This is a genomic window from Rhizobium viscosum (assembly GCF_014873945.1).
Classification (GTDB): domain Bacteria; phylum Pseudomonadota; class Alphaproteobacteria; order Rhizobiales; family Rhizobiaceae; genus Rhizobium; species Rhizobium viscosum.
The window spans coordinates 1,582,257-1,604,981 of the sequence record NZ_JADBEC010000001.1 but is presented as its reverse complement, the minus strand read 5'-3'; the positions used below and the strand labels follow the sequence as shown (position 1 = coordinate 1,604,981).

General features: G+C 60.6%; 25 protein-coding genes. 9 read left to right on the top strand and 16 right to left on the bottom strand.

The annotated features are described in order from the left end of the window. Positions 1-2: 2 nt before the first annotated feature. A complete protein-coding gene (locus H4W29_RS08070; RefSeq protein WP_192728467.1) occupies positions 3-989 on the top strand; it encodes a Gfo/Idh/MocA family protein in 987 nt (328 codons plus the stop codon). Here the strand turns inward: H4W29_RS08070 and H4W29_RS08065 are convergent. After that, entirely contained in the window at positions 986-1,375 is a 390-nt protein-coding gene (locus tag H4W29_RS08065) for a GtrA family protein (RefSeq protein WP_192728466.1), read from the bottom strand. The genes H4W29_RS08070 and H4W29_RS08065 overlap by 4 nt on opposite strands. Further along, the gene (locus tag H4W29_RS08060; protein WP_192728465.1) at positions 1,372-2,367 is read right to left on the bottom strand and encodes a glycosyltransferase; all 996 of its coding nucleotides are present in this window, start codon (positions 2,365-2,367) and stop codon (positions 1,372-1,374) included. Before H4W29_RS08060 ends, H4W29_RS08065 begins: the two co-directional genes overlap by 4 nt. A gap of 156 nt (positions 2,368-2,523) precedes the next feature. On the opposite strand from H4W29_RS08060, the gene H4W29_RS08055 reads away from it, so the two are divergent. Continuing rightward, complete coding sequence (locus H4W29_RS08055) at positions 2,524-4,371, top strand: hypothetical protein (RefSeq protein WP_192730690.1); 1,848 nt, start codon at positions 2,524-2,526, stop codon at positions 4,369-4,371. An 11-nt stretch (positions 4,372-4,382) separates the two neighbouring features. Here the strand turns inward: H4W29_RS08055 and H4W29_RS08050 are convergent, their stop codons facing one another. Then, a complete protein-coding gene (locus H4W29_RS08050) occupies positions 4,383-4,625 on the bottom strand; it encodes a hypothetical protein (protein ID WP_192728464.1) in 243 nt (80 codons plus the stop codon). Between the two features lie 578 nt (positions 4,626-5,203). Between H4W29_RS08050 and xseA the strand changes: the two genes are divergently transcribed. Then, entirely contained in the window at positions 5,204-6,784 is a 1,581-nt protein-coding gene (gene xseA / locus H4W29_RS08045) for an exodeoxyribonuclease VII large subunit (protein WP_192728463.1), read from the top strand. Positions 6,785-6,786: 2 nt separating this feature from the next. Beyond that, positions 6,787-7,377 carry an NAD(P)H-dependent oxidoreductase gene (locus H4W29_RS08040; protein ID WP_192728462.1) on the top strand — a complete coding sequence of 197 codons (591 nt, stop codon included), beginning with the start codon at positions 6,787-6,789 and terminating at the stop codon, positions 7,375-7,377. Here H4W29_RS08040 and H4W29_RS08035 read toward each other — a convergent pair whose 3' ends face one another. Continuing rightward, positions 7,378-7,875: a MarR family winged helix-turn-helix transcriptional regulator gene (locus tag H4W29_RS08035; RefSeq protein ID WP_192728461.1), complete on the bottom strand. Its 498-nt coding sequence runs from the start codon at positions 7,873-7,875 to the stop codon at positions 7,378-7,380. Between the two features lie 81 nt (positions 7,876-7,956). Between H4W29_RS08035 and H4W29_RS08030 the strand changes: the two genes are divergently transcribed. Beyond that, positions 7,957-8,880: an EamA family transporter gene (locus H4W29_RS08030; RefSeq protein WP_192728460.1), complete on the top strand. Its 924-nt coding sequence runs from the start codon at positions 7,957-7,959 to the stop codon at positions 8,878-8,880. On the opposite strand, the gene H4W29_RS08025 is transcribed toward H4W29_RS08030, so the two are convergent. Together H4W29_RS08025 and H4W29_RS08020 are read right to left on the bottom strand one after the other, a co-directional pair. Continuing rightward, positions 8,828-10,081: an aminopeptidase gene (locus H4W29_RS08025; RefSeq protein WP_192728459.1), complete on the bottom strand. Its 1,254-nt coding sequence runs from the start codon at positions 10,079-10,081 to the stop codon at positions 8,828-8,830. The genes H4W29_RS08030 and H4W29_RS08025 overlap by 53 nt on opposite strands. Positions 10,082-10,209: 128 nt before the next feature. Continuing rightward, positions 10,210-10,893 (bottom strand): glutathione S-transferase family protein, encoded by a 684-nt coding sequence (locus H4W29_RS08020; protein ID WP_192728458.1) that lies wholly within the window; start codon positions 10,891-10,893, stop codon positions 10,210-10,212. Between the two features lie 99 nt (positions 10,894-10,992). Between H4W29_RS08020 and H4W29_RS08015 the strand changes: the two genes are divergently transcribed. Next, positions 10,993-11,436 (top strand): MarR family winged helix-turn-helix transcriptional regulator, encoded by a 444-nt coding sequence (locus H4W29_RS08015; RefSeq protein WP_192728457.1) that lies wholly within the window; start codon positions 10,993-10,995, stop codon positions 11,434-11,436. Here the strand turns inward: H4W29_RS08015 and ybaK are convergent, their stop codons facing one another. The 10 genes from ybaK to H4W29_RS07965 form a co-directional block, all read right to left on the bottom strand. Further along, positions 11,437-11,910 carry a Cys-tRNA(Pro) deacylase gene (gene ybaK, locus H4W29_RS08010; protein ID WP_192728456.1) on the bottom strand — a complete coding sequence of 158 codons (474 nt, stop codon included), beginning with the start codon at positions 11,908-11,910 and terminating at the stop codon, positions 11,437-11,439. 3 nt (positions 11,911-11,913) lie between these two features. Further along, entirely contained in the window at positions 11,914-12,264 is a 351-nt protein-coding gene (locus H4W29_RS08005) for an ArsC family reductase (RefSeq protein ID WP_192728455.1), read from the bottom strand. Between the two features lie 70 nt (positions 12,265-12,334). Beyond that, positions 12,335-13,114, bottom strand: coding sequence for a phosphonoacetaldehyde hydrolase (gene phnX, locus H4W29_RS08000; protein ID WP_192728454.1), 780 nt, complete (start codon positions 13,112-13,114; stop codon positions 12,335-12,337). Further along, positions 13,111-14,241 (bottom strand): TIGR03364 family FAD-dependent oxidoreductase, encoded by a 1,131-nt coding sequence (locus tag H4W29_RS07995; RefSeq protein WP_192728453.1) that lies wholly within the window; start codon positions 14,239-14,241, stop codon positions 13,111-13,113. The genes phnX and H4W29_RS07995 overlap by 4 nt, the downstream gene beginning before the upstream one ends. Before the next feature lie 104 nt (positions 14,242-14,345). Continuing rightward, complete coding sequence (locus H4W29_RS07990; protein ID WP_192728452.1) at positions 14,346-15,407, bottom strand: succinylglutamate desuccinylase/aspartoacylase family protein; 1,062 nt, start codon at positions 15,405-15,407, stop codon at positions 14,346-14,348. A 70-nt stretch (positions 15,408-15,477) separates the two neighbouring features. Continuing rightward, positions 15,478-16,086, bottom strand: coding sequence for a 2'-5' RNA ligase family protein (locus H4W29_RS07985; RefSeq protein ID WP_246517140.1), 609 nt, complete (start codon positions 16,084-16,086; stop codon positions 15,478-15,480). A gap of 314 nt (positions 16,087-16,400) precedes the next feature. Then, positions 16,401-17,963, bottom strand: a complete 1,563-nt coding sequence (gene guaA / locus H4W29_RS07980) for a glutamine-hydrolyzing GMP synthase (RefSeq protein WP_192728450.1) — start codon at positions 17,961-17,963, stop codon at positions 16,401-16,403. A gap of 193 nt (positions 17,964-18,156) precedes the next feature. After that, positions 18,157-18,795, bottom strand: coding sequence for a 5'-methylthioadenosine/S-adenosylhomocysteine nucleosidase (locus tag H4W29_RS07975; RefSeq protein ID WP_192728449.1), 639 nt, complete (start codon positions 18,793-18,795; stop codon positions 18,157-18,159). Continuing rightward, the gene (locus H4W29_RS07970) at positions 18,792-19,241 is read right to left on the bottom strand and encodes a PaaI family thioesterase (RefSeq protein ID WP_192730689.1); all 450 of its coding nucleotides are present in this window, start codon (positions 19,239-19,241) and stop codon (positions 18,792-18,794) included. Before H4W29_RS07970 ends, H4W29_RS07975 begins: the two co-directional genes overlap by 4 nt. Before the next feature lie 163 nt (positions 19,242-19,404). After that, the gene (locus H4W29_RS07965; protein WP_192728448.1) at positions 19,405-20,313 is read right to left on the bottom strand and encodes a LysR family transcriptional regulator; all 909 of its coding nucleotides are present in this window, start codon (positions 20,311-20,313) and stop codon (positions 19,405-19,407) included. A gap of 117 nt (positions 20,314-20,430) precedes the next feature. Between H4W29_RS07965 and H4W29_RS07960 the strand changes: the two genes are divergently transcribed. From H4W29_RS07960 to H4W29_RS07950, 3 genes are all read left to right on the top strand, one after another. After that, a complete protein-coding gene (locus H4W29_RS07960) occupies positions 20,431-21,231 on the top strand; it encodes a type 1 glutamine amidotransferase domain-containing protein (RefSeq protein WP_192728447.1) in 801 nt (266 codons plus the stop codon). A gap of 70 nt (positions 21,232-21,301) precedes the next feature. Further along, positions 21,302-21,598, top strand: coding sequence for a putative quinol monooxygenase (locus H4W29_RS07955; protein WP_192728446.1), 297 nt, complete (start codon positions 21,302-21,304; stop codon positions 21,596-21,598). Between the two features lie 37 nt (positions 21,599-21,635). Beyond that, entirely contained in the window at positions 21,636-22,643 is a 1,008-nt protein-coding gene (locus H4W29_RS07950; protein WP_192728445.1) for an aldo/keto reductase, read from the top strand. Positions 22,644-22,725 lie beyond the last annotated feature (82 nt).

The window sequence follows — 22,725 nt, the reverse complement described above, 5'->3', positions numbered from 1 at the left end:
TCATGTTGCGTTTCGGTATACTTTCAACGGCCAAGATCGGCCGGGACAATGTCGTTCCCGCCATTCAGGACGCGGAAAACTGCGTCATCACCGCTATTGCCAGCCGTGATTTTGCGCGCGCCCGGGAAATGGCGGACCGCTTCTCTGTTCCACATGCCTTCGGCTCCTATGAGGAAATGCTGGCGTCGGACACGATCGATGCCGTTTATATTCCACTGCCGACCTCACAGCATGTCGAATGGTCGATCAAGGCCGCCAACGCTGGCAAGCATGTACTCTGCGAAAAGCCGATCGCATTGAAGGCCTCCGAGATCGACGATCTCATCGCCGCGCGCGACCGCAACAAGGTCATCATCAGCGAAGCCTTCATGGTCACCTATTCGCCGGTCTGGCGGAAGGTTCGCTCGCTGCTGCAGGAGGGGGCGATCGGCGAGCTTCGCCATGTCCAGGGCGCCTTCACCTATTACAACCGCGACCCTGGCAACATGCGCAACATCCCCGAGCTCGGCGGTGGCGGCCTGCCTGACATCGGGGTCTATCCGATCATCAGCACCCGTTTCTCCACCGGCAAGGAGCCGTCCTGGATCCAGGCGATCACCGAGCGCGATGCCGAGTTCGGCACCGATATCTATTCCAGCGTGAAGGCCGATTTCGGCGATTTCGAGCTGAGCTTCTATATCTCCACCCAGATGGCCGGCCGCCAGATCATGGTCTTCCACGGCACCGACGGCTATATCGAGGTCAAATCGCCGTTCAACGCCAATCGCTGGGGGCCCGAGGAGATCGAAGTGACCGACCGCGGTCACAGCGAATCCCGGATCATCCGCTTTCAGGACAGCCGCCAGTACAGATGCCAGGCGGAAGCTTTTGCCCGCGCTGCGGCGGGTGAAAAGGAAGAAATCGTCACGCTGGAAGATTCCAGGCTCAATCAGAAGGCGATCGACGCCATCTACCGCGCCAGCGAGAAGGATGGTTGGGAAGCCGTCTAGTTTTTCTCGGCTTTGCCGCGGAAGACGAAGCGGGAATAGCCAATGAAGCTTAAGAACATCGACGCTGCGGTCGCGAGCACCATTGCGACGAGCGGCTGCAGCGCCGGTAGTGACAGAAGCAGCGCCGAATAGAGCCCGTAATTGACGAGGGCTGCCGTCACGCCGACCGAGCCGTAGCGGAAGCCTTCCGCCGCCAGCGATCGGCCTGACCGGTCAAAAGTGAAAGTCCGGTTGAAGGCCCATGTCGTCGCCATCGCGAGCGCAATGGCAATCAGCCGGCCAATAAACGGGCCGAGTGGCGTCAGGTGCAGGAGGGCAGCAAGCACGCCCGCATCGACGATGAAGCCAAGGCCACCGGCGATCGCGAAACGAACGAGCTTCTTCATGCGGCATCCGCCTTCTTGCCATCAAGCGTTATGGTTGAGGTTTTATCCTTTACCGAAACCGGTGCTGCAAGGCTCATATAATGAATGCGCAACTGCTCGGCCCGCGCCCGTGCAACGGAATCGAGGATCACACCGGCAGTAAACAGCATGATGGAGATCATCGCCAGTGCTGTCGAAAGCACCCAGGTCGGCATGCGGCTGACGAGACCGGTTGCAAAATATTCGGCCAGCACCGGACCCATGAAGCCGAGACTTGCCAGCACGAAGAATGCGCTGATCGTGCCGAAGAAAGCGAAGGGCCGCGTCTCCTTCATCAACATGGCAAACATCCAGAGGATCTTTCCGCCGTCGCGGAAGGTCGAGAGCTTCGAATGCGAGCCTTCTGGCCGCCTCCCGTAATGCAGTTCCAGTTCACTGACAGGCAGTTTTAGCCGCGACGCATGCACCGACATCTCCGTCTCGATCTCGAAACCGCCGGAAACCGCGGGGAAACTCTTCACGAAACGGCGTGAGAAAGCCCGGTAGCCGGAGAAGATATCGGTGAAGTCAGGCCCGAAGATCGCGCGATAGAGGATGTTGAACAGCCGGTTGCCGAGGGCATGTCCATGCCGGCCGGCATCGTCATGCACGCCGCGCCGCGTGCCGACCACCATATCGGCCCGCTCCGTCAACAGCGTCCGCACCAGCTCTTCGGCATCCTCAGGCGCATAGGTCCCGTCACCGTCGGCGATGATGTAGATGTCGGCATCGATATCGGCGAACATGCGCCGCACCACATGTCCCTTGCCCTGGCGCCGCTCGCGTACGACATGCGCGCCGGCGAGCATGGCATGCAGCGCCGTGCCGTCAGTGGAATTGTTGTCGTAGACGTGGATATGCGCATCGGGCAGTGCCGCCCGGAACCCCCTGACGACAGCCCCGATCGTCGCCGCTTCGTTGTAGCAGGGAAGCAGAACGGCAATGTCAGGATTTTCGCTGAGCGATCGCGCCATGGAGTTACACTCGTTACAAAGAAACCGCGGTGAATTTACGCCATGCTGCGTTAACAAGCCGCTATAGGCAGCGAAAGCTGTCGCGTCCTGTGGTTTACGCTTTCTTGACAAGCCAAGGCTAAGGTTTGCCCATCACGCAACGACCTGGCTATCATGATGAACGCAGTGCAGCCGATCGCCAAGGCGCAATCCACATCAGCCAGGACTGGAATCATCGGCAGTATCCGGCGGATGCTGACGCGTCTCCTGCCATCCGCCCTCATCTACACCCTTGTTCTGATCGGCATTATCACCGTCATGAAATACGCCGGGGGTCCGATTGATTATGTCGGCCCCGACAATGACGACGGCATGCGCCTCGTGGAGGTCAGGGATTTTCTGAATGGGCAGGGTTGGTTCGATCTGATGCAGTATCGGCTCGGCCTCGGCGAAGGCACGCTCATGCACTGGTCGCGGCTGATCGACCTGCCGATCGCTGCGCTGATCCGCTTCTTCGGCCTCTTCCTCGGTCATGATGCCGCGGAAGCTGCCGCACTCGTGGTCTGGCCGCTGTCGCTTGTTTTTCCTGCCATGCTTGCCATGGGCCTTGCCGGCCGTCGTATCGGCGGCCTTACCGGCATGCACCTGTCTTTCTGCTTTGCCGGCATGGCGATCTATACCGGCAATCGCTTTGCGCCCGGTGCCATCGACCATCACAATGCCCAGCTTGCGCTCATCGCAACCATGGCGGCGATGCTCTTCGATGAAAAACAGCGCGCCTGGAACTACGTCGTTGCCGGCACGTCAGCCGCATTGGCGATCGCGATCGGCGCGGAAACCACGCCCTTCGTCGCCATCTATTGCCTTGTCGTGGCGCTGCTCTGGGTCTGGGAAGGCGAGCCGTTTGCTGCCGCGACCAAAGCTTTCGGCCTCAGTCTGGCTGTTGCGATCAGCATCCTCTTCTTTGCGACGGTACCGCCACAGCACTATTCGGCAGTGACTTGCGACAATCTTTCGCTCGGCTTCTACAGCCTGGCGACCATTGGCGGCGGCCTGCTGCTCGCCTCCGCGGTCTTTGGCAGCCGTCTCGGTCGTAGCCAGCGTTTTGCTGTGCTCGCTGCCGTCGGCGCCGCCGTCTTCGGTTCGGCCATGATCATTGCGCCGGAATGCCTGCGCAATCCGCTTGCCGATCTCGATCCCATGCTGGTCGAGCTCTGGCTGCGCAATGTCTCGGAAGCGCAATCCATTCTCGCGCTCAGCCGAACAGATCCCTTTTCCCTTGGCGCATTCTATGCGCCCGGCCTGTTCGCGATCGCGGTCTGCATTTTCCGCTCCGTGCAGGGCGATCGCGTGCAGGTTCATCTCGTCCTTCTGGCGCTCTTGAGCGTCAGCTGGGCCGTTGCGCTGGTCCAGGTCCGGGGCGCCGTCTTTTCAAATCTGCTGTCCATCCTGCCGCTTGCCTTGCTGATCATCGACATGCGCCGCATGTCGAACGGCGATAGCGAAAATGCCGCAGCTGCCCTCATCTATATCGTGACGGTTCTGGCAAGCGTGCCGGCGGTATGGGCCGTCGGCGGCGCGCTTGTCGAAATGCAGGTCAACAAGACAAAGAATACGGAGGAGGCAGCTGAGAGCCCTTCATGTTCCTCCAGACAGGCGCTCGCGCCGCTTGGCGACCTGCCTGCCGGTCTCGTCTCGGCACCGTCGGAAATGGGTGTGCCGATCCTGCGCTACACCGCCAATCGTGTTTTGTCGGCGCCCTATCATCGCAACCAGGGCGGCATGCTGACCGAGATGCATATCGGTCTGGCCGAGCCGCAGGAGGCAGAAGCATTTCTGAGAGGGGCGGGCGTCACTGTGCTTGCCTTCTGCCCGGATGATCTGCAGACCAGTGAGATCGCCAGATTGAAGCCCGACGGGCTTTATGCCCAGCTTGGCAAAGGCAATATTCCAGCCTATCTCGACCCGCTGCCGAAGGCCGCTGACAGCGGGGTGCAGTTCTTTCGTTACCTGACGCCGGATTGACGCCCTGTCTTTCAGGAGTGGACCAGCACAGCCCGCAGGCGATCGGTGGTAAAGAGGCCGCCCAGATAAAGCAGCAGGCCCGCATTGTAACCGATGATCGTGTAGAAAAGCGCCAAGAATGAAACCGCACCGCCTGAAACAATAGCGGCGATGGCAAAGGTTACGGCAATCAGCATGGCGACGATTGCGATAACGCCGGCCGAGCGCATCAGGCCAACGGTGAGGCCCAGGGTAGTTGCTGTCAGGATGATCATGTTGTCACCTCTTTTTCAGGTCGTTTGCGAGGAACCTAGGGGTCCTCCGCTAACAAAAGTTTATTGGCCACCCTTAATGAAAGCTGCACTTGCAGCCATGGTTACGGATGCGTTCACCTGACGGCATTTCCTCCGGCTTGCGCCGGGCATGTGTTTCGATACAGTTCAACTCTGTTACAGGCTGAAAAGTTCCGTTACTTTTTCACTTACGTAAACGGAACTCCCGGGCTACAAAAGCCGCGCTCGCACGAAGCAGCCTCACGCTGCCAATTCGATCGCGCCTGATCGACCAGTTGTTCAGAAAGAGGGCGAGCCGATACCTATTAGGTTGAGCAATAGCGACGATGAGAGAAGCGACCGCTCCCGCGTCGTTCATCGACGGGGAATTCTCACTGTCACCAGCATGCTCATTTTTCGGGTCGGTGTTCGCCACTCCCTACGAACGTGAATGATACTAAGATTTTTTTTTGAGCAGCGATATCCCTATTTCTTGGGTCTCCCACCGATTTTTGAATAAAAGTCCGCCCTTCTCCTGCACCGACCTTTCCGTTTAGGAGCGATCAAAATAGAAAGGGGAGATGAGCAATGTCTTTGACGGCGATTCGCCTACCAATCTTGCGGAATATTCGGTCTCTGAACTCTCCGGTTCCATCAAGCGGACCGTCGAGACGGCCTTCGATCAGGTGCGTGTGCGCGGCGAGATTTCTGGTTATCGTGGTCCGCATTCCTCGGGCCATGCTTACTTCTCGCTGAAGGACGATCGCGCGCGGATCGATGCGGTCATCTGGAAGGGAACCTTTTCCCGCCTGAAGTTCCGCCCGGAAGAAGGGATGGAAGTGATCGCAACCGGCAAGGTCACGACTTTCCCCGGCTCTTCCAAGTACCAGATCGTCATCGAGACGCTGGAGCCCGCCGGCGCCGGCGCATTGATGGCGCTGATCGAGGAGCGTAAGCGTAGGCTCGGCGCCGAGGGCCTTTTCGATCCGTCGCGCAAGAAGCGCCTGCCTTTCATGCCCAGGGTAATCGGTGTCGTGACATCGCCGACGGGCGCCGTCATCCGCGATATCCTGCATCGCATCTCCGATCGTTTTCCCGTCCATGTCATCGTTTGGCCGGTCAAGGTGCAGGGGGAGGGCTCCGGCGAGGAGGTGGCGAACGCCATCAACGGTTTCAACGCCCTGGAGCCTGGCGGCGAGATTCCGCGCCCTGACGTGCTGATCGTCGCCCGCGGCGGCGGCAGCCTCGAAGACCTCTGGAGCTTCAACGACGAAATCGTCGTGCGGGCCGCAGCCGATAGCCGGGTTCCGTTGATCTCCGCCGTCGGCCATGAGACCGACTGGACGTTGATCGACTACGCCGCCGATATCCGCGCGCCAACGCCAACCGGTGCCGCCGAAATGGCCGTGCCCGTCAAGGCCGAGCTCGAGGCCCAGGTCGCAGGTCTCACAGCCCGTCTGCAGGGCTGCATGAGCCGCCAGATGGATCAGCGCCGCCAGTCCGTCCGCGCCTTGATGCGCGCCCTGCCGTCGCTCGATCAGCTGCTGGCGCTGCCCCGACGCCGCTTCGATGAGGCCGCTGCCGGCCTCGGCCGCGGGCTGGAGCTCAACACCATCAACAAGCGCCGCGGTTTCGAACGTGTCGCCTCGCATCTGCGGCCGGACGTGCTCTCCAACCGCATCACCGAGCGTCGGCAGCTTCTGAACGAACGTATGGCCCGGGCTGAACGCACGGTCGAGCGCCTGCTCGATCGCTCGAAGTCCCGCATCGAACGTGCCGAGGCGATCCTTGCCTCGCTGCCGGCGCGGTTGAAGACCCAGACCGATCGCGGCCGTGAGCGCCTCGGCAATCTTTCGCGCCATGCCGATACCGCAATCCGCCACCAGCTGACGCGTGCCCGCGCCGAGCTTACTGCGCAGGACCGCGTTCTTCAGTCTCTATCTTACAAGAACGTGCTGAAGCGCGGTTATGCCGTCATTCGCGATGAAGACAACAGGCCGGTCTCGCAGGCATCGGCACTCTCCGCCGGCATGGGCATCGCCATTGAGTTTGCCGACGGCCGCGTCGGCGCCATGACGACGGAAGGCGGCGCTGCGCCATCAGGGGCGAGGAGGCGTTCGGTCAAGGCCGGCGAGCCACCGAAGCAGGGAAGCCTGTTCTAGCAATGCACATTCTGCTTGTGCTCGCCCATCCGCTACCCGAAAGCTTCGCCGCTTCTGTGACGCGGACCGCTCGCGAGGCACTCGAAACCTCTGGCCATACTGTTGATCTCCTGGATCTCTATGCCGAGGATTTCGACCCGCGGCTGTCCAGGGCCGAGCGGGGCGGTTATTTCGATGTGCCTTACGATACGTCGGCCATTTCCGGTATCGTTGCGCGGTTGAAGGCGGCTGACGGCCTCGTTCTGGTTTTTCCGCAGTGGTGGTTCAACTTCCCGGCCATATTGAAGGGCTTCATCGATCGCGTCTTTGCGCCGGGCGTCGCCTTCACCCATGATGCTGCCGGCGGCCGTATCGTGCCGCAGCTCACCAATATCAAGCTGCTCTACGCGCTGACGACGACTGGCTCGCCCTGGTGGCTGGTGCACTTCTATATGGGCAATCCCGTCCGACGCCTGCTGAAGCGCGGCATCGCCAATTTCTGCGCCAAGCGAGTGAAGTTCCGGATCCTGAGCCTGCACGACATGGACCGCGCAACAGATGCCAAGCGCAAGGCCCATCTGGAGCGCGTCCGCAAGGCACTCGCCGCCATCTGACTATTCGAAATCCGATAGGAATTTCTTGAGCAATCGGTCAAGCTCTGTCTTGTCCTCGGCCGTCAGGTTGCGCGTCAGCCGCTGCTGGTTGGCGACATGCGCGCCGACCGCTTCTTCCACCGTCGCCAAACCCCTCTCGGTCAGCGCAATCAGCACGCTGCGCCGGTCTTCGGGATTGAACAGACGTTCCACGAAGCCGGCCTTTTCCAGTTGGTCGATCCGGTTCGTCATCGTGCCGGAACTCACCATCGTCATGCCGAGCAGCTCTCCGGGCGACAGCCGGTAGGGTGCGCCGGAACGGCGAAGCGTGGCCAGCACATCGAAAGAGGAGGAAGAAAGGCCGTGCTTGAGCAGAACCGCGTCCACTTCGCGGCCGATATGCGTCGTCAGCCGCTTCAGCCGGCCGAAGATCCCCATGGGTTCGACATCCAGCTCCGGCCGCTCGCGCCGCCACTGCGCCAGGATCCTGTCGACATGATCTGATTTCTCCTTGTCCATGCTGCATCGATACCAGCAGGTATCTTGACGTCAAGATAAAACACGCTATTTTGAATTTATCTTGAAGTAGAGATTCTTGAAATGAAGACAAATATCCGATACGTCACCGATGTGTTGATGACCGCGATCGCACCCGCCATCTGGGGCAGCACTTATTTCGTCACCACATCTTTCCTGCCGCATGGCTACCCGCTGACGATTGCAATGCTGCGGGCGCTGCCGGCAGGCCTGCTTCTGCTGCTGATTGTCCGGAAGCTGCCGACGGGCATCTGGTGGAGCCGCGTCTTCATTCTGGGCGCTCTGAACTTCTCGTTCTTCTGGGCGATGCTCTTCGTTTCGGCCTATCGCTTGCCCGGCGGCGTTGCCGCGACGGTCGGCGCCGTGCAGCCGTTGATCGTCATTGCGCTCTCGCGCCTTTTCCTCGGCAAGCCGATCCGCGTCATTGCCGTTATGGCCGGCTTGATTGGCATCGTAGGTGTCGCACTTCTGGTGCTGACGCCGAAAGCGGCACTCGATCCCGTTGGTGTCCTTGCAGGTCTCGCCGGCGCCGTCTCGATGGCCTTCGGCACCGTGCTGACCCGCCACTGGCAGCCGCCCGTCTCCAGCCTCACCTTTACCTCCTGGCAATTGACCGCAGGCGGGATTCTGCTCGTGCCGGTGGCCTTTTTCCTGGAGCCGGCGCTTCCTGTGCCGACGACAGCCAATATCCTCGGCATCGCCTGGCTTGGCCTCGTCGGTGCTGCCTTCACCTATCTGCTGTGGTTCCGGGGCCTCTCGCGCATAGAGCCCTCGGCCGCTGCGTCGCTCGGCTTCCTGAGCCCCGTTGTCGCGACCCTGCTCGGCTGGCTGGCGCTCGGCCAGAGCCTGACGCCAACCCAGCTTTCAGGCTTTGCCATGGTGCTGGTCAGCGTCTGGCTCAGCCAGCGCAGCCTGATGCCGAAGGCAGGAGCTGTTACGCCCATTCCCCCTGGCGCATCACCGGCACCCGCGATCCGTCAGGCTTGATGCCGTCGATATCGACCTTGTCGGAGCCGATCATCCAGTCGATATGGATCAGGCTGGAATTGCCGCCCTGCGCCTTGATCTGTTCCTGGCTCAGCGAAGCGCCGTCGAGGAAGCATTTCGAATAGCACTGGCCGAGTGCGATATGGCAGGAGGCATTCTCGTCGAACAGCGTGTTGTAGAAGAGGATGCCGCTCGCTGAAATCGGCGAGGAATGCGGCACCAGCGCAACTTCACCAAGCCGGCGTGCGCCTTCATCCGTATCGAGCACTTTGTTCAACACTTCCTCGCCGCGCGAGGCCTTGGCCTCGACGATGCGGCCGCCTTCGAAGCGAACCCGGATATTGTCGATCAGCGTGCCCTGATGTGAGAGTGGCTTGGTGCTGGATACATGGCCTTCCACGCGTAGCGCATGCGGCGTGGTGAAGACTTCCTCGGTCGGGATATTCGGATTGCAGGTAATGCCGTTTTTCGCCGTCGAGGCACCGCCGTGCCATTCATGGCCGTCCGCGAGGCCGACGGTCAGGTCCGTGCCCGGCCCGGTGAAATGCAATGAGGCAAAGCGCTCGCCGTTCAGCCAGGAAGAGCGCTTGCGCAGATTGGCATTGTGCTCTGTCCAGGCGGCGACCGGATCGGGCACATCGACACGCGACGCCGCAAAGATCGCCTTGGCGAGTTTGGCAACGGCGATCGCTTCCGGATCGTCGGGGAAGACGACCTTCGCCCAGGAAGGGTTGGGGTAGGAGACGATGTTCCAGTTGATGTCGAAGTTGGAAATCTTCTCCAGCGCTGGCTTATAGGCGGTGGAATTGGCGCGATTGGCACGGCCGACCTTGCTGGGGTCCTGCTCCGCCAGCAACATCGGGTTGTCGCCGGCAATGGCGAGGCGGGCGGCACCCTTTTCGTAGGCTCTCGCCATGCCATCATAAAGCCAGCCGGAAGCCCGGTCGAAGCTTTCGTCGCTGCCGTACTGGTAGCGGGCAAGCGTCGTCTCTTCGTCGGAATAGAAGGTCGAAACCAGACCTGCGCCCGAGAGATAGGCGTGTTTGGTGATCAGCCGCACCAGCGGCAGCGCCACGACCGGCGCGGTAATAACGAGATCCTGCCCTTGCTGGAGCTGCAGGCCCACCTTGATGGCGACTTCCGCAAGTTTCTCGAGTTTGCCGGGATCGACGGAGCTGTGGCTCTGGGGCATGAACGTCATGGGTCAACCTGCCTTCTGATATCTGCGACGGGAGGTGAAAGACTTAGACGCCTTTACGGCGAAAATGAAGCGTGCCGCATCCGATTTGAAGGCGTCCGGATGCATGTCCGGCCGCCTGTGCGTGCGCGTCAAGCGACGGCGGGCAGCCGGAGCAGCACCGAATTATGCTTCTCGAGGAATTCCATCAGGCGCTGCGTATAGTCTTCGCCGACGCAGTTCTGGACGCTCGCCCGCTCGGACAGCGCCTTGCGCCAGCGCTTGACCCGCTCGAGCCCGTCGAAGATGGGGCTGTCGCCGAGCGTATCGAACAGATCGAAGTACCGAAAGATCGGCCCAAAGACCGCATCGACGAGGCTGAATCTGGCCCCGGCGAAATAGGGGCCGTCCGACAGCGCGCCCTCGATCGTCGTGAATTTGGCGACAAGCGCCTTGTGCTTGGCCTCCAGCTGCGTCGTATCCTGGGCTGTCTCATAGCCCCAGAGATCGGAAAGCGCGGAGGAGCCGAACTCCATCCATCCGCGATGGCGGGCGCGGGTCAGCGCGTCGGCGGGATGCAGGGCCACACTCGCCTGCGTTTCCTCCAAATATTCGCAGATGACGCTGCTTTCGAATAACACCTCTTCGCAACCGTCGTCCTCTTGTATTCGGAGCAGCGGAACCTTGCCGAGCGGCGAGATTTTCAGGAACCAATCCGGCTTGTCGGCGAGATCGATATTGATCCGCTCGAATGGCACGCCCTTTTCGAGGAGCGCGATTGCAGCGCGTTGCACGTATGGGCAGAGATGATGACTGATGAGGGTAAGCTTGCTCATGAAAGTCTCCTGGGTTCGCAAGGGATCGTCGGTTTCATATGAATGCAAATGCATCTAGTATCGCTTGCGCTGAGTTTCAAGATAGATGTAGTTGCATTTATGTCTGAGAATATGCCGAAGCCGAGCGAAGCCGTGGTCTCTGCCTGGACGCGCATCATGCGCGCCCGTGAGCGGCTGCTGGGTTTGATCGAAGCCGATTTGAAGAATGCCGGTATGCCGCCGCTTGCCTGGTACGACGTGCTTTGGGAATTGGCGCGCTCGCAATCAGGCAGGCTGCGCCCCTATGAGCTCGAGGAGCGGACATTGCTGGCGCAATATAATCTTTCCCGCCTCATCGACCGGCTGGAAAGGGAGGGCCTGGTCGTTCGCGAGGTCTTCGCACAGGATGGGCGTGGCCGCTGGGTGGTGATCACCGATGCTGGCCGGCAGCTTCGGGAGCGCATGTGGACCGTCTACGGCAAAGCGATCGAAACTCATATCGGCAGCAAGCTTGCCGAAGGCGAGGCGAAGACGATTGCCGGTCTGCTGGACCGCTTTCTCTGATCAGGCGATCAGCGGTGCTGCCGCGGCCTTCAGTGCCTTCAACGCCTCTTTGGGATCGAGCCGCACCTGCAGCCCGCGTTGCCCGCCATTGATATAGACGACCGGTTCGGCAAGGGCGGTTTCCTCGATCGCCGTCGGCACGATCTTTTTCTGCCCGAACGGGCTGATACCGCCGACATGATATCCCGTCAGCCGCTCCGCATCGGCCGGTTTCATCATATTGGCTGATTTGCCATGAAAGGCGCTCGCGAGCCTCTTCATGCTGACCTCGCGGTCGGAAGGCACGACCACGCAGACCGGCTTCCCGTCCACCTCTGCCATCAGCGTCTTCAGCACGCGGTGCGGCTCCTCGCCCAACGCTTCGGCCGCCTGCAGCCCGACGCGCTCGGCGTTTGGGTCATAGTCATAGGTGTGAACCGTGAAGGTGACGCCGGCCTGTGTCAGTACCTGGGTGGCGCGAGTGGTTTTGGACATGGCTCAGCCCTCGAATGTCCGCGCGTAAGTCTCCGGCTTGAAGCCGATCAGCAGTTTGCCATCCGCTTCCAAAACCGGCCGCTTGATCATCGACGGCTGGTCGAGCATCAGGGTGATGGCTTTTTCGCTGTCGAGATTTTCGCGCGCGACGTCCGGCAGGTTGCGGAAGGTCGTGCCGGCGCGGTTTAGCACCGTCTCCCAGCCTGACTCGTCGATCCATCGTTCCAGGTGTGCCCGGTCGATGCCGACGGCCTTGTAGTCATGAAAGTCATAGGCGACGCCGTGTTCGTCCAGCCAGCTGCGGGCCTTCTTCATCGTGTCGCAGTTCTTGATACCGTAGATGGTGATGGCCATGCCGGTTCGATCTCCCTGTTTGCTCAGGGAGATAACATGCCGGATGAGCGCTGCAAACGCCGTCCGGCGCTTATCCCTCGAGCTCTTCGATGAGCGCCGGCAGGTCGGCCACGGTCTCGATGACGTAGTCGGCGCCGGCGGCAATCAGCTTCTCGCCGATCCGCTTGTGCAACTCGGCTCGCGCCTCTGGCGAAAATGCATCCAGCTCTTCAGGTGTTACGCCCGCCTCGTTGCCCGAGAGCGTCACGCCAACGGTGACACAGCCTGCGGCAGCACCCTCGGCAATGCCGGGTTCGGTATCATCGACCTTCAGCACGGCAGAGGCCGGATAGACCATCAGGTCGACGAAGCATTTATACATGCTGATCGGCGTCGGCCGGCCAAGCGGCAGATCGTCTGCACAGATCAGATTGTCGGGTACATAACCCTGTTCGGCGGCGAGCGGCAGCACGCGCTCCATGATCGAGCGCGTATAGCCTGTCGTCGAGCCGATCTTCATCTGCCGCTCGCGCAGATATTCGATCGTCTTGATCGCGCCAGGCACCAGCGCGCAATAATCGGCTACGACAGCTTCGTTCAGCGGCACGAAGAGTTCGTAGACGCGGTCGATCGTCACTTCATCCGGAAGCGTGCCTTGCGCCGCCTGCCAGCGGGCGGCGATATGCGGCTCGGCCAGCATCGCGGCGATATGCGCACGCTTCGGGAGCCCCATCGGCTTGCGCGCGTCGGTGATCGTCACCTCGACGCCGAACTTGCCGAAGGTTTCCACGAAGGCGCCCATCGGTGCGAAGGAGCCAAAATCGATGATCGTGCCGGCCCAGTCGAAGACCACTGCCTTGAATTGCGTCATGCTGCGCTCCCGTAGAGATCCTCGATGGTTTCCTCGCCAATGCCGAAGGCGGTCGAGGCGCCGCAGCCTGCCGTCACCACGACAACGCGCAGCGCGTCAGAAGGCTTGTCGGTGAACCGCCAGCGGTTCGGGGCGGAGGCATAGGTGCCGATCCAGCGTTCGGTAATGAAGCGGCCCGGCAGATTGAGCACGGCATCCATTTCGTCGAGAGTCAGCCGGTCGACCCGTTCGAGACCAAAAGGATCGGGCGTTTCAGAGTAGTGATGGCTGTCCCCGACGATCAGCGAGCCGTCCTCTGATTGCGTGACGATCAAGTGGATGCCATTTTCGCGCTCCGGCTTGAACTCACGGTCAAGCCGCGCCTTCAAGGCAGTCGCCTCAGGCAATTCCGCGTAACCGAGGTAGCGGCCAAGCCCGAGATCGGACATGACGGCGGTGCTCAGCGAAACCCGCTGGGCCGGCACGACACGCATCATCTGCAGCTTGCAGCGGGTGACGTTATAGGCAGCGATCCGGTCGGCAAGCAGGCTCTTGAAATCGTCGCCGGGGCAGACAACCACCGTCTCCGCCTCGATCACGCCCGTTGAGGTTTCGATGCGCGGCGGCTCGACGGCGCTCACTGCTGTCGAGCGGCGGAACTCGATGTCATATTTGACTTCGAGATAGCGGGCGAGCAGCGGAATGGCCGTCCGTGATTCGATGCGCAGCTCATGCGGGCTGTAGAGCGTGAAGCGCCCTGCTTCCGGCCGCAGCGCAGGCGCAAGCCGCCGCGCCTCGTCGATCGTCAGCCTTTCGCAGCCTTCACCCATCGGTGTTCGCAGGAAGGCGTCAATCACGGCTTCGGATTCGTCGAGCCTCGCTGCGAGCAGGAGGCCGCGCTGCAGGACGTCGATGCCGGCCTCGTCGACAATCTCCGCCCATATATCGCGGGCACGTCGCGCCTTATCCCAGCAGTCGCCAGCCTGCTGGCCCGTCACCGTGACAAAGCCGAAATTGCGCACCGAGGCGCCGTTTGCCTGCGCGTCACGGTCAATAACGATGACCCGTTTGCCGCGCCTTGCCGCCGCCAGCGCATGCGCCAGCCCGACAATTCCCGCGCCGACGATCGCAATGTCGTAATGCGGCATGAAAGCTCCTTCGCAACATGTCTGCAACGGCTTGGCGGATTTTCTTGAAGCCCGTGTGACAGTTGCGCGGAGCCTTACATTCGCGTGTGGAAAATAACGCCGGTTCAGTCCTCCAGCGTACCGGCCTTTCGGGCTGCCTTGCTTGGCTGTTCGGCCGCGATCTTCATCAGGTCGCCACGCCGGCGCACGAGGCGGTCGGATGTGCGGGTGAGAAGGAGTCCATCCTGCGGCGCCCGGATATCGATATCACCTTCGGCAAAACCGGGTCGGGTGACGATCGTCGCCAGAAGCTCTCCTTCCGAGACACGCTCGCCGATATCGTGATGGAACAACACGGTGCCACCCTGCGGCGCGCGCACGATCTCGACATTGTCGAGTGGCACGGCTGGTCCGGAAAACGTGGTGTCTCCGGCTGCCCCACCGTTGACGACACCGCGCCCGATCAGGAATTGCAGCAGGCCTTCGGCATCCTTTTCGGCCATGCCGGGATAGACATCGCGCCGGCCACGCAATTCCACTGTTACCGAAAGCTTGCCGGGAAGCTTCGCCTTGCGCTCGCCCGGCACCTCATATTTCCAGGCAAAGCCGACTGCCTCTTCGAAGGCGGTGCTTTCGCCATCCGAAAGCAGCACCGCTTCCATGTCGAGCGCATTGGCGAGGTCTGCCGCTTCCGGCCAGAAGGCTTCGTCGATATAGGCATATTGCAGCGATTCATCGTCGCAATGCAGATCGAGCACCAGATCGGCTCCTAGCGCCATATGAATCAGCTCTCGCTTCAATCGATCCGTAGCCGGATAATCATCAAGACCGTCAAGCAACTCCTGCCGGTCGCGGACCAAGATCAGCGGAAAGTCACGGTTGAAATTCGTCCGCGAACCGAGATCGAACCTGCCTTGCAGCTCGCCGAAATGCGATTGCGCCGCTCCGATCGGATTTGCCTGCGGCACGAGCGTGATATCACCAGCGATCCGCTCTTCGCTTTCGGCCTGCCGCAGCTTGCCGCAGAGGAAATGCACCAGCGCCGTTCCCGGCAGTTCGTTCGCATGCAGTGCGGCCTGGATATAGACCTTCGGGGCGGCAGGATCGTTTCCCTTGAAACGGATGACCGGCAGCCGCCATTCGATGCCGGGCGTATCGCCGGGGATGTTGATCTCTGAAACGTCCACTGTCTCGCTCCGCGTGTGCATATTGGGTGGGGTGTTTTATAAGAATCCCCACCCGCGGTGCAAGCGCAGCTCAGCCGATGAGAGGCCATCGGTTGATGACGCGATGCTCGCTCTTCCCGTAGATGCTGTGGATTAGCAGGAACTCCTGGACGGTCCAGCGCACGGGTCGGTCGAGCTTTTCGGGCAGAACGGTCTTGCGATCATAAAGCATCGTCATGTGCGGCGTCAGATGCCCGCCGACATTATAGGGTAGTCCGGCCTCGTAGAGACCTTCCTGGATTTGGTTGCGAAGATCCAGCAGACCTTCGTTTTCCTGCCTGCCGCAGATTACGAAGGCTTGCGGTTGGCCGGGATGCTTGAAGCTCATGGCTTCGTCGAGAACAATTTCGAACGGTTGGGCACGCACTGTCGCGGCGACTTGTTCAGCGCTGAACACGATATCATCCGGGAGCCGACGGTAGGCACCGATGCCGTTTAGCGTGACATGAAGCACTGCGTTGGGCCGCGAGGGGCCGGTCAGAGAATGTCCATTCCGATACACTTGCGCGATGTCCAGCGCCTCGGATGCCGCTTCGATAGTTGGACGAAGCGCGAAGAAAATCCTGTCGTGAAATTCCCCGACAAGATTGGATTTCTTCTGGGGGCCTGCGCTATTCGGATCGAGTGGAAAATGAGGCATTTGAACTACGGACTACATCGCCCGCCTCCTTGTTGTTACAAGGAGGAGCGTATCAGGGCTGGCATTTTAGTCAAGAACAAAGCATGAACAAACTGTTTTGCTAGGATATTCAAAACAGAAACGGCCGCCTTTACGGCAGCCGTTTGCAGGCGCCAATCAAGCCAATCGGCGGCAGTTTCCCATAAGTAGAATTGAACACTTTAGGTATGGCAGGATTTAGATGCTGAAACACCCGCTGTTCATGTGCCTTAGCTATCATTCAGGCCTCTGGAGGCCGAAGCAAAAACGGGAACCGTATCAGATTCTCCAGATCTTCACTCCCACTCGATCGTGCCGGGCGGCTTGCTGGTAACATCATAAACCACGCGGTTGATGCCGCGGACTTCGTTGATGATGCGGGTGGCGGCGCGGCCGAGGAATTCCATGTCGTAGTGATAGAAATCCGCAGTCATGCCGTCGACCGAGGTGACGGCGCGCAGTGCGCAGACGAATTCGTAGGTGCGGCCATCGCCCATGACGCCGACGGTCTGGACCGGCAACAGCACGGCGAACGCCTGCCAGATGGCATCGTAGAGACCGGCCTTGCGGATCTCGTCGAGATAGATCGCATCGGCTTCGCGCAGGATCTCAAGCTTCTCGCGGGTGATGCCGCCGGGGCAGCGGATGGCAAGGCCTGGACCGGGGAAGGGATGACGGCCGATGAAGCTATCCGGCAGGCCGAGTTCCTTGCCGAGCGCCCGCACTTCATCCTTGAAGAGTTCGCGCAGCGGCTCGACGAGCTGCATCTTCATGCGCTCCGGCAGGCCGCCGACATTGTGGTGCGATTTGATGGTCACGGAAGGGCCGCCGGTGAAGGAGACGGACTCGATCACATCGGGATAGAGCGTGCCCTGACCGAGGAAATCGGCGCCGCCGAGCTTCTTGGCTTCGTCCTCGAAGGTCTCGATGAACAGGCGGCCGATGATCTTGCGCTTGGTTTCCGGGTCAGAAACGCCTTCAAGCTCGCCGATGAAGCGGTCAGAAGCGTCGACATGGATCAGGTGCAGATTGTAGTGCTCGCGGAACATGGCGACGACACCGGCCGCCTCGTCTTTGCGCATCAGGCCATGGTCGACGAGGATGCAGGTCAGCTGATCGCCGACGGCCTCGTGAATGAGAAGGGCCGCAACGGACGAATCCACGCCGCCGGACAAAGCGCAGATGACGCGCTTGTCACCGACCTGCTTGCGAATATCCTCCACCGCCTTCTGGCGGTAGGCAGACATGGTCCAGTCGCCCTTGATGCCGGCAATATTGTGGATGAAATTCGCGATCAACTTGGCACCGTCGGGCGTATGTACGACCTCAGGATGGAACTGCACGCCGTAATATTTGCGCTTCTCGTCGGCGATGAAGGCGTAAGGCGCGTTGGAGGAAGTCGCCACAACCTCGAAACCTTCGGGCAGTTTTGTCACACGGTCGCCGTGGCTCATCCAGACCTGATGACGCGAACCCTTGGACCAGAGGCCCTCGAACAACGCGCAGTCCTCATCGACCTCCAAGAAGGCGCGACCGAATTCGCGGTGATGGCCGCTTTCCACCATGCCGCCGAGCTGCATGCACATCGTCTGCTGGCCGTAGCAGATGCCGAACACAGGAAGACCGCTGTCGAAGATGACCTGCGGCGCTCGGGGCGAACCCTCATCGACCGTCGAGGCCGGGCTGCCGGACAGGATCACGGCTTTCGGCTGGAGGCGCTGGAAGCCTTCTTCGGCGGACTGGAAGGGAACGATCTCGCAATAGACGCCGGTTTCACGCACACGACGTGCGATGAGCTGGGTCACCTGGCTGCCGAAATCGACGATGAGAACGCTGTCGGGATGTGCTGTCTGGGTCATGGCGAGCCTTTAATGAAAAGCGCCTCTTCTTGCAATCCGGGAATTCGGCCGTATCAGGGTTTTATTGTCCCGATTGTCCCTGTCTTCGGCGCTTGAAGCGTGTCGCGATCTTTCAGATTCGCTGCCGCGCCTCAAGCTTTCGTCTTCGCATGTCGTTGTCGAAAAACCGCTGCACACTTTTGCGCGACATGCTCTAGAACCAGAAAACGCCGTCCTCCAGAGCGGTGAAAAGGCTGTCCACGGCATAGGAAAGCTTGCGGTCGACGATATGCAGATATTCCGTCCAGCCGGAAATATGCTGCAGCTCGACCGCACCGTCGGAAATGCCGCGAAGGCCGATCAGCGGCAGTTTGTAGCCCTGGCAGGCGCGCAGCACCGCATAGGTTTCCATGTCGACCATGTCGGCTGTGATATTAGCGTAGGCAGCACCCGAGACGACGTTGCCCCCGGTCGAAAGCGTGGCCTCGGGAATGCCGGGAATGCGTAGCGGCAGGTCGAGGTCCGCCGGCAGGTCGAGGAAGGGAGTCTTGCCCTTTTCGAAGCCGAGCGGCGAGGCATCCATGTCACGGTAGGAAACGGAGGTAACCTGATAGACTTCGGTCTGCTGCAGACGCGCCGAACCGGCCGAGCCGAGCGAGACAACGAGATCAGGCAAGTCGTCGGATGCATCGAGACGAGAGAGCGACTTGGTGATTGCGATCGCTGCCTCGACCGGGCCGACGCCGGTCATCAGCGGTTCGATGCGCGAGCGCAGGAAAGGGCCGTATTCGGCCTCCGCGGCCATGACGAACAGGATGGATTTGCCTGCGACCGACTTCAGTTCGAATTTCATCCCGTAATTCCCTCTCTTCCGCGAATGACCATCATCGTCCCGGTCATGGACGCAATGAGCTTGGCCGGCCCGTCGCTGATCGCATAACCTCGCCCATCGGCGACGATGATGTTGGAGCCGGGCTTGGTGATCTCGCCCCTGAAGAGGAAGCGCTCGCCGCGCCCCGGCGACATGAGGTTGACTTTGAACTCGATCGTGAGGATCGAAGCTTCGGCATCGATAACGCTGTAGGCAGCAAAACCGCACGCCGAATCGAGCGCTGCGGAAATGATGCCCGCGTGCAAAATGCCGTGCTGCTGTGTCAGTTTGACGTCGAAGGGAAGCTCGATTTCCACCATGCCGTGCTCGACGCGTGTCAGCTCCGCGCCGATGGTGTGCATGGCTGCCTGGCGGGAAAAACTCTGGCGTATCCGCTCGCGGAAATCGCCCCTGTCGGTGTCGTTCATCATGGTCCCTCTTGCGATCGCGAAAGTGGCATGGCCGGCCGGATTCGACAAGGTTTCAATCCGGCTCACGACGGTTTTGTCCGTCGAGACAACTTTTCGATCACGCGGTGCCGGGGTGTTGCCTGCGGGAACAAGGAATTATTGCGTCCCGCAAAGCAACCAGCTATTTCGCATCTGACGCTTCTTTTGCAATGTCGCTTATCAGCGTTCGCAGCCAGCGATGCGCGGGATCGTTGCGGTAGCGGACATGCCAGGCCATCTCGACCGGGAATGTCCCGAGATCGACGGGTGCCGGCAGGACTTTCAGACGAGGGTCTGCGGCCAGACGCCGGCAGATCAGGTTTGGCAATGTCGCGCAATAATCCGTCACTGCAATCATTTCCGGCACCGCCAGAAAATGGGTCACCGAAACCGCGACCTCGCGTTTAAGTCGTCTCTGTTCCAACGCTGTAAACAGGCCGACACGCAGCCGGCCGGGTGGCAACACGTTGACGTGCCGCATCTGTTCATATTGTTCCCGGGAAATGCGGTCGCCGATGTCGGGGTGATCGGTGCGTACGACACAGGCGAGGCCATCGTCCAGCAGATGCTGTACGACCAGACTGTCAGGCGGATCGACGATACGTCCGAACACCATCGCCGTGGTGCCTGATATGACACCGGTCTCGCCGAGATCCGTGCCGAAGGGTGCGAGGCGAAGCCTGATGCCCGGGGCCACCTTGCGAAGCCGCGCCACGATCGCCGGTATCAGCACGAATTCCACATAGCTGTTCGGGGCAAGAGTCATCAACCGCTCGGCCCTGGCTGGGTCGAAATCCTGCTGACCGAGAACCACCTCGTCGATCTTTGCGAGTGCTGCGGCAATGACCGGCGCGAGCTCATGGGCCATCGGCGTCGGCTGAATGCCGTAACGCTCGCGGACGAAGAGCTGATCGCGCATCATCTCGCGCAGGCGCGACAAGGCATTCGAAAGCGCGGGCTGTGTAATGCCGAGCCGCTCGGCGGCGCGAGTGACGCTGCGCTCTTCCATCAATGTAACGAATACGGGCAGGAGATTGAGGTCATATCGCATGAGTTATAATCTCATATGAATATCTGAAATTAAAGAAATAAACTTCTGGAATATGTTGCCCCGGAGCATGATCTGGCCATTCGAAGAGGACACCAGTCACAGCAAACGGAGATGACAATGAGCAAGGCAAAAGTACTTCTGATCGGCTCCAACGCAACCCGTATCGAGCTCCAGGGCGGCCGCACGGCAGCCACCGGCCAGTATCTCAATGAGACCGTCGTACCGGCGATAGCGATCATCGAGGCGGGCTACGGGATCGTTCTCGCAACACCTGATGGCACCAAGCCGCATATCGACGAGATTTCGGATACGCCGGACCATTTCGGCGGAGACAGGACCGCCTATGATCGCGCCAAGACCTTCTATGCGCAGGATCCCGCAATGAAGCACGTGCGTACGCTACGCTCAGTCATTGAGGAAGGCCTGGACCAGTATGCGGGCGTCTTCGTCCCGGGCGGTCATGCACCGGTGGTCGACCTGATGCAGGATCCGGATCTGGGTGAAATCCTGCGTCACTTCCATGAGCGGGCCAAGCCGACCGCGCTGCTTTGCCATGGTCCGATGGCTGTCGCTGCGGCCATGCCGCATGCTCGCGAGTTTCGCGCCGCCTTGATTGCCGGCGCTCCCGCCAAAGCCGCCGAATGGGCCAGAGGCTGGCAATATGCCGGATACAAGATGACCGTCTTGTCAAACACCGAGGAAAAGATCGTCGAGGATCATATCCTGCACGCCAAGCTCTATTTCAACGTAGTCGATGCGTTGCAGACCGCCGGTGGCGACGTCATCACCACAAAGACGGACTTTGAAGCGCATGTCGTCGAAGATCGCGAACTTATCACCGGCCAGAACCCGCGTTCGGATCGTCCGCTCGCCGAGAAATTCGTCGCAGCACTCGATCGTTCGCTCGTCAGCGCGTGATCCAGCAGCTTTCCGAGGTGCGCGCTGTTGCGCCCCCGCAGCAGCTCGACCCGGAAAGGGAGCCAAAGACATGTCGAACCCCGTAAAGATCATGGCGATCCTCACTGCCCGGCCAGGAAAGATCGATGAACTGAAGTCGCTTCTTGCTGGTATGGTATCGCCAAGCAGGGCGGAGCCCGGCAATCTGCGCTGGGATATCTGGCAGGATTACGCCAATGCCGACTGCTTCGTGCTGGACGAGCTCTATGCGGATAGCGCCGCAGCGGCCGCCCACCGCGAGACGCCGCATTTCAGGAACTATTTCGCTGTCATCAATGATCTCGCCGAACGCACTGCAGTGGTGCTCAATCCGGTCGAGATCGTCTGACAGGTTTAACGCTCACAACTATCTCGAGGACTAAACAATGGCACTCAAAGACATTCTCCCGGGCAAGCTTGGCTTCGGCGCCGCTCCGCTCGGCAATATGTTCCGTGATATCCCGGAAGAGGAAGCACTGGCGACCGTGGAAGCCGCCTGGAACGACGGTATCCGCTATTTCGACAACGCGCCCTTCTACGGTGCGGGTCTTGCCGAACTGCGCATGGGCGAGGCGCTCGCCAACAAGCCCAGGGATCAATATGCGATCAGCACGAAGGTTGGGCGGGTGATCCTCGACGAGATCGAGGATGTCACCGCCCGCGATCTCGGCGAGAAGGGCGATGTCTTCAAATACGGTCGCCCCAACAAGATCGTCAACGACTACTCGGAAGACGCGACCCTGCGCTCGATCGAGGACAGTCTGAAGCGGTTGAAGACCGACCGTATCGAAATCGCCTGGGTTCACGACGTTGCACAGGATTTCTACGGCGATGAGTGGCTCGGTATCTTCGAAAGCGCGCGCAAGGGTGCGTTCAAGGCACTTGATCGGCTGCGCGACGAAGGAGTCATCAAGGCCTGGGGTCTCGGTGTCAATCGCGTGGAACCGATCGAGCTGCTGCTGGCCCTGCAGGAGCCGCGTCCGGATGGCTTTCTGCTGGCCGGCCGCTATACCCTGCTCGATCATGATCGGGCGCTGCAGCGCGTGATGCCGATGGTTGCCGAACGTGGTCTTGGCATCGTCGTCGGCGGCCCCTACAGTTCCGGCGCTTTGGTCGGCGGTCCGAACTTCGAATATGCGCCCGCCACACCGGCGATCCTCGACAAGGTCGCGCGTATCAAGTCAATCGCCGATCGCTACGGCATCAGCATGAAGGCGGCTGGACTGCAATTCTCACTCGCCAATCCGGCCGTGGCGGCAGTCATTCCCGGCGCAAGCAAGCCGGACCGCATAGCGGAAGATCGGGCCGCACTCGACGAGGTGGTCCCCGGTGATTTCTGGCGGGAACTGCGCAAGGCGGATCTCGTAAACGCCGAAGCCCCGCTTCCGGTATGATCGCATTGGTCGGCGCGGTTCATCTCAGCATGGTAAGCCGCGTCGCGCCCCGTCTTGGGATCATCCAAAACCTCTTCTGAAT

Bases quoted from the DNA above. Each gene is read 5' to 3' on its own strand.
- H4W29_RS08070 (WP_192728467.1), top strand. From the start codon at position 3: ATGTTGCGTTTCGGTATACTTTCAACGGCCAAGATCGGCCGGGACAAT.
- H4W29_RS08065 (WP_192728466.1), bottom strand. From the start codon at position 1,375: ATGAAGAAGCTCGTTCGTTTCGCGATCGCCGGTGGCCTTGGCTTCATC.
- H4W29_RS08060 (WP_192728465.1), bottom strand. From the start codon at position 2,367: ATGGCGCGATCGCTCAGCGAAAATCCTGACATTGCCGTTCTGCTTCCC.
- H4W29_RS08055 (WP_192730690.1), top strand. From the start codon at position 2,524: ATGAACGCAGTGCAGCCGATCGCCAAGGCGCAATCCACATCAGCCAGG.
- H4W29_RS08050 (WP_192728464.1), bottom strand. From the start codon at position 4,625: ATGATCATCCTGACAGCAACTACCCTGGGCCTCACCGTTGGCCTGATG.
- xseA (WP_192728463.1), top strand. From the start codon at position 5,204: ATGAGCAATGTCTTTGACGGCGATTCGCCTACCAATCTTGCGGAATAT.
- H4W29_RS08040 (WP_192728462.1), top strand. From the start codon at position 6,787: ATGCACATTCTGCTTGTGCTCGCCCATCCGCTACCCGAAAGCTTCGCC.
- H4W29_RS08035 (WP_192728461.1), bottom strand. From the start codon at position 7,875: ATGGACAAGGAGAAATCAGATCATGTCGACAGGATCCTGGCGCAGTGG.
- H4W29_RS08030 (WP_192728460.1), top strand. From the start codon at position 7,957: ATGAAGACAAATATCCGATACGTCACCGATGTGTTGATGACCGCGATC.
- H4W29_RS08025 (WP_192728459.1), bottom strand. From the start codon at position 10,081: ATGACGTTCATGCCCCAGAGCCACAGCTCCGTCGATCCCGGCAAACTC.
- H4W29_RS08020 (WP_192728458.1), bottom strand. From the start codon at position 10,893: ATGAGCAAGCTTACCCTCATCAGTCATCATCTCTGCCCATACGTGCAA.
- H4W29_RS08015 (WP_192728457.1), top strand. From the start codon at position 10,993: ATGTCTGAGAATATGCCGAAGCCGAGCGAAGCCGTGGTCTCTGCCTGG.
- ybaK (WP_192728456.1), bottom strand. From the start codon at position 11,910: ATGTCCAAAACCACTCGCGCCACCCAGGTACTGACACAGGCCGGCGTC.
- H4W29_RS08005 (WP_192728455.1), bottom strand. From the start codon at position 12,264: ATGGCCATCACCATCTACGGTATCAAGAACTGCGACACGATGAAGAAG.
- phnX (WP_192728454.1), bottom strand. From the start codon at position 13,114: ATGACGCAATTCAAGGCAGTGGTCTTCGACTGGGCCGGCACGATCATC.
- H4W29_RS07995 (WP_192728453.1), bottom strand. From the start codon at position 14,241: ATGCCGCATTACGACATTGCGATCGTCGGCGCGGGAATTGTCGGGCTG.
- H4W29_RS07985 (WP_246517140.1), bottom strand. From the start codon at position 16,086: ATGCCTCATTTTCCACTCGATCCGAATAGCGCAGGCCCCCAGAAGAAA.
- guaA (WP_192728450.1), bottom strand. From the start codon at position 17,963: ATGACCCAGACAGCACATCCCGACAGCGTTCTCATCGTCGATTTCGGC.
- H4W29_RS07975 (WP_192728449.1), bottom strand. From the start codon at position 18,795: ATGAAATTCGAACTGAAGTCGGTCGCAGGCAAATCCATCCTGTTCGTC.
- H4W29_RS07970 (WP_192730689.1), bottom strand. From the start codon at position 19,241: ATGAACGACACCGACAGGGGCGATTTCCGCGAGCGGATACGCCAGAGT.
- H4W29_RS07965 (WP_192728448.1), bottom strand. From the start codon at position 20,313: ATGCGATATGACCTCAATCTCCTGCCCGTATTCGTTACATTGATGGAA.
- H4W29_RS07960 (WP_192728447.1), top strand. From the start codon at position 20,431: ATGAGCAAGGCAAAAGTACTTCTGATCGGCTCCAACGCAACCCGTATC.
- H4W29_RS07955 (WP_192728446.1), top strand. From the start codon at position 21,302: ATGTCGAACCCCGTAAAGATCATGGCGATCCTCACTGCCCGGCCAGGA.
- H4W29_RS07950 (WP_192728445.1), top strand. From the start codon at position 21,636: ATGGCACTCAAAGACATTCTCCCGGGCAAGCTTGGCTTCGGCGCCGCT.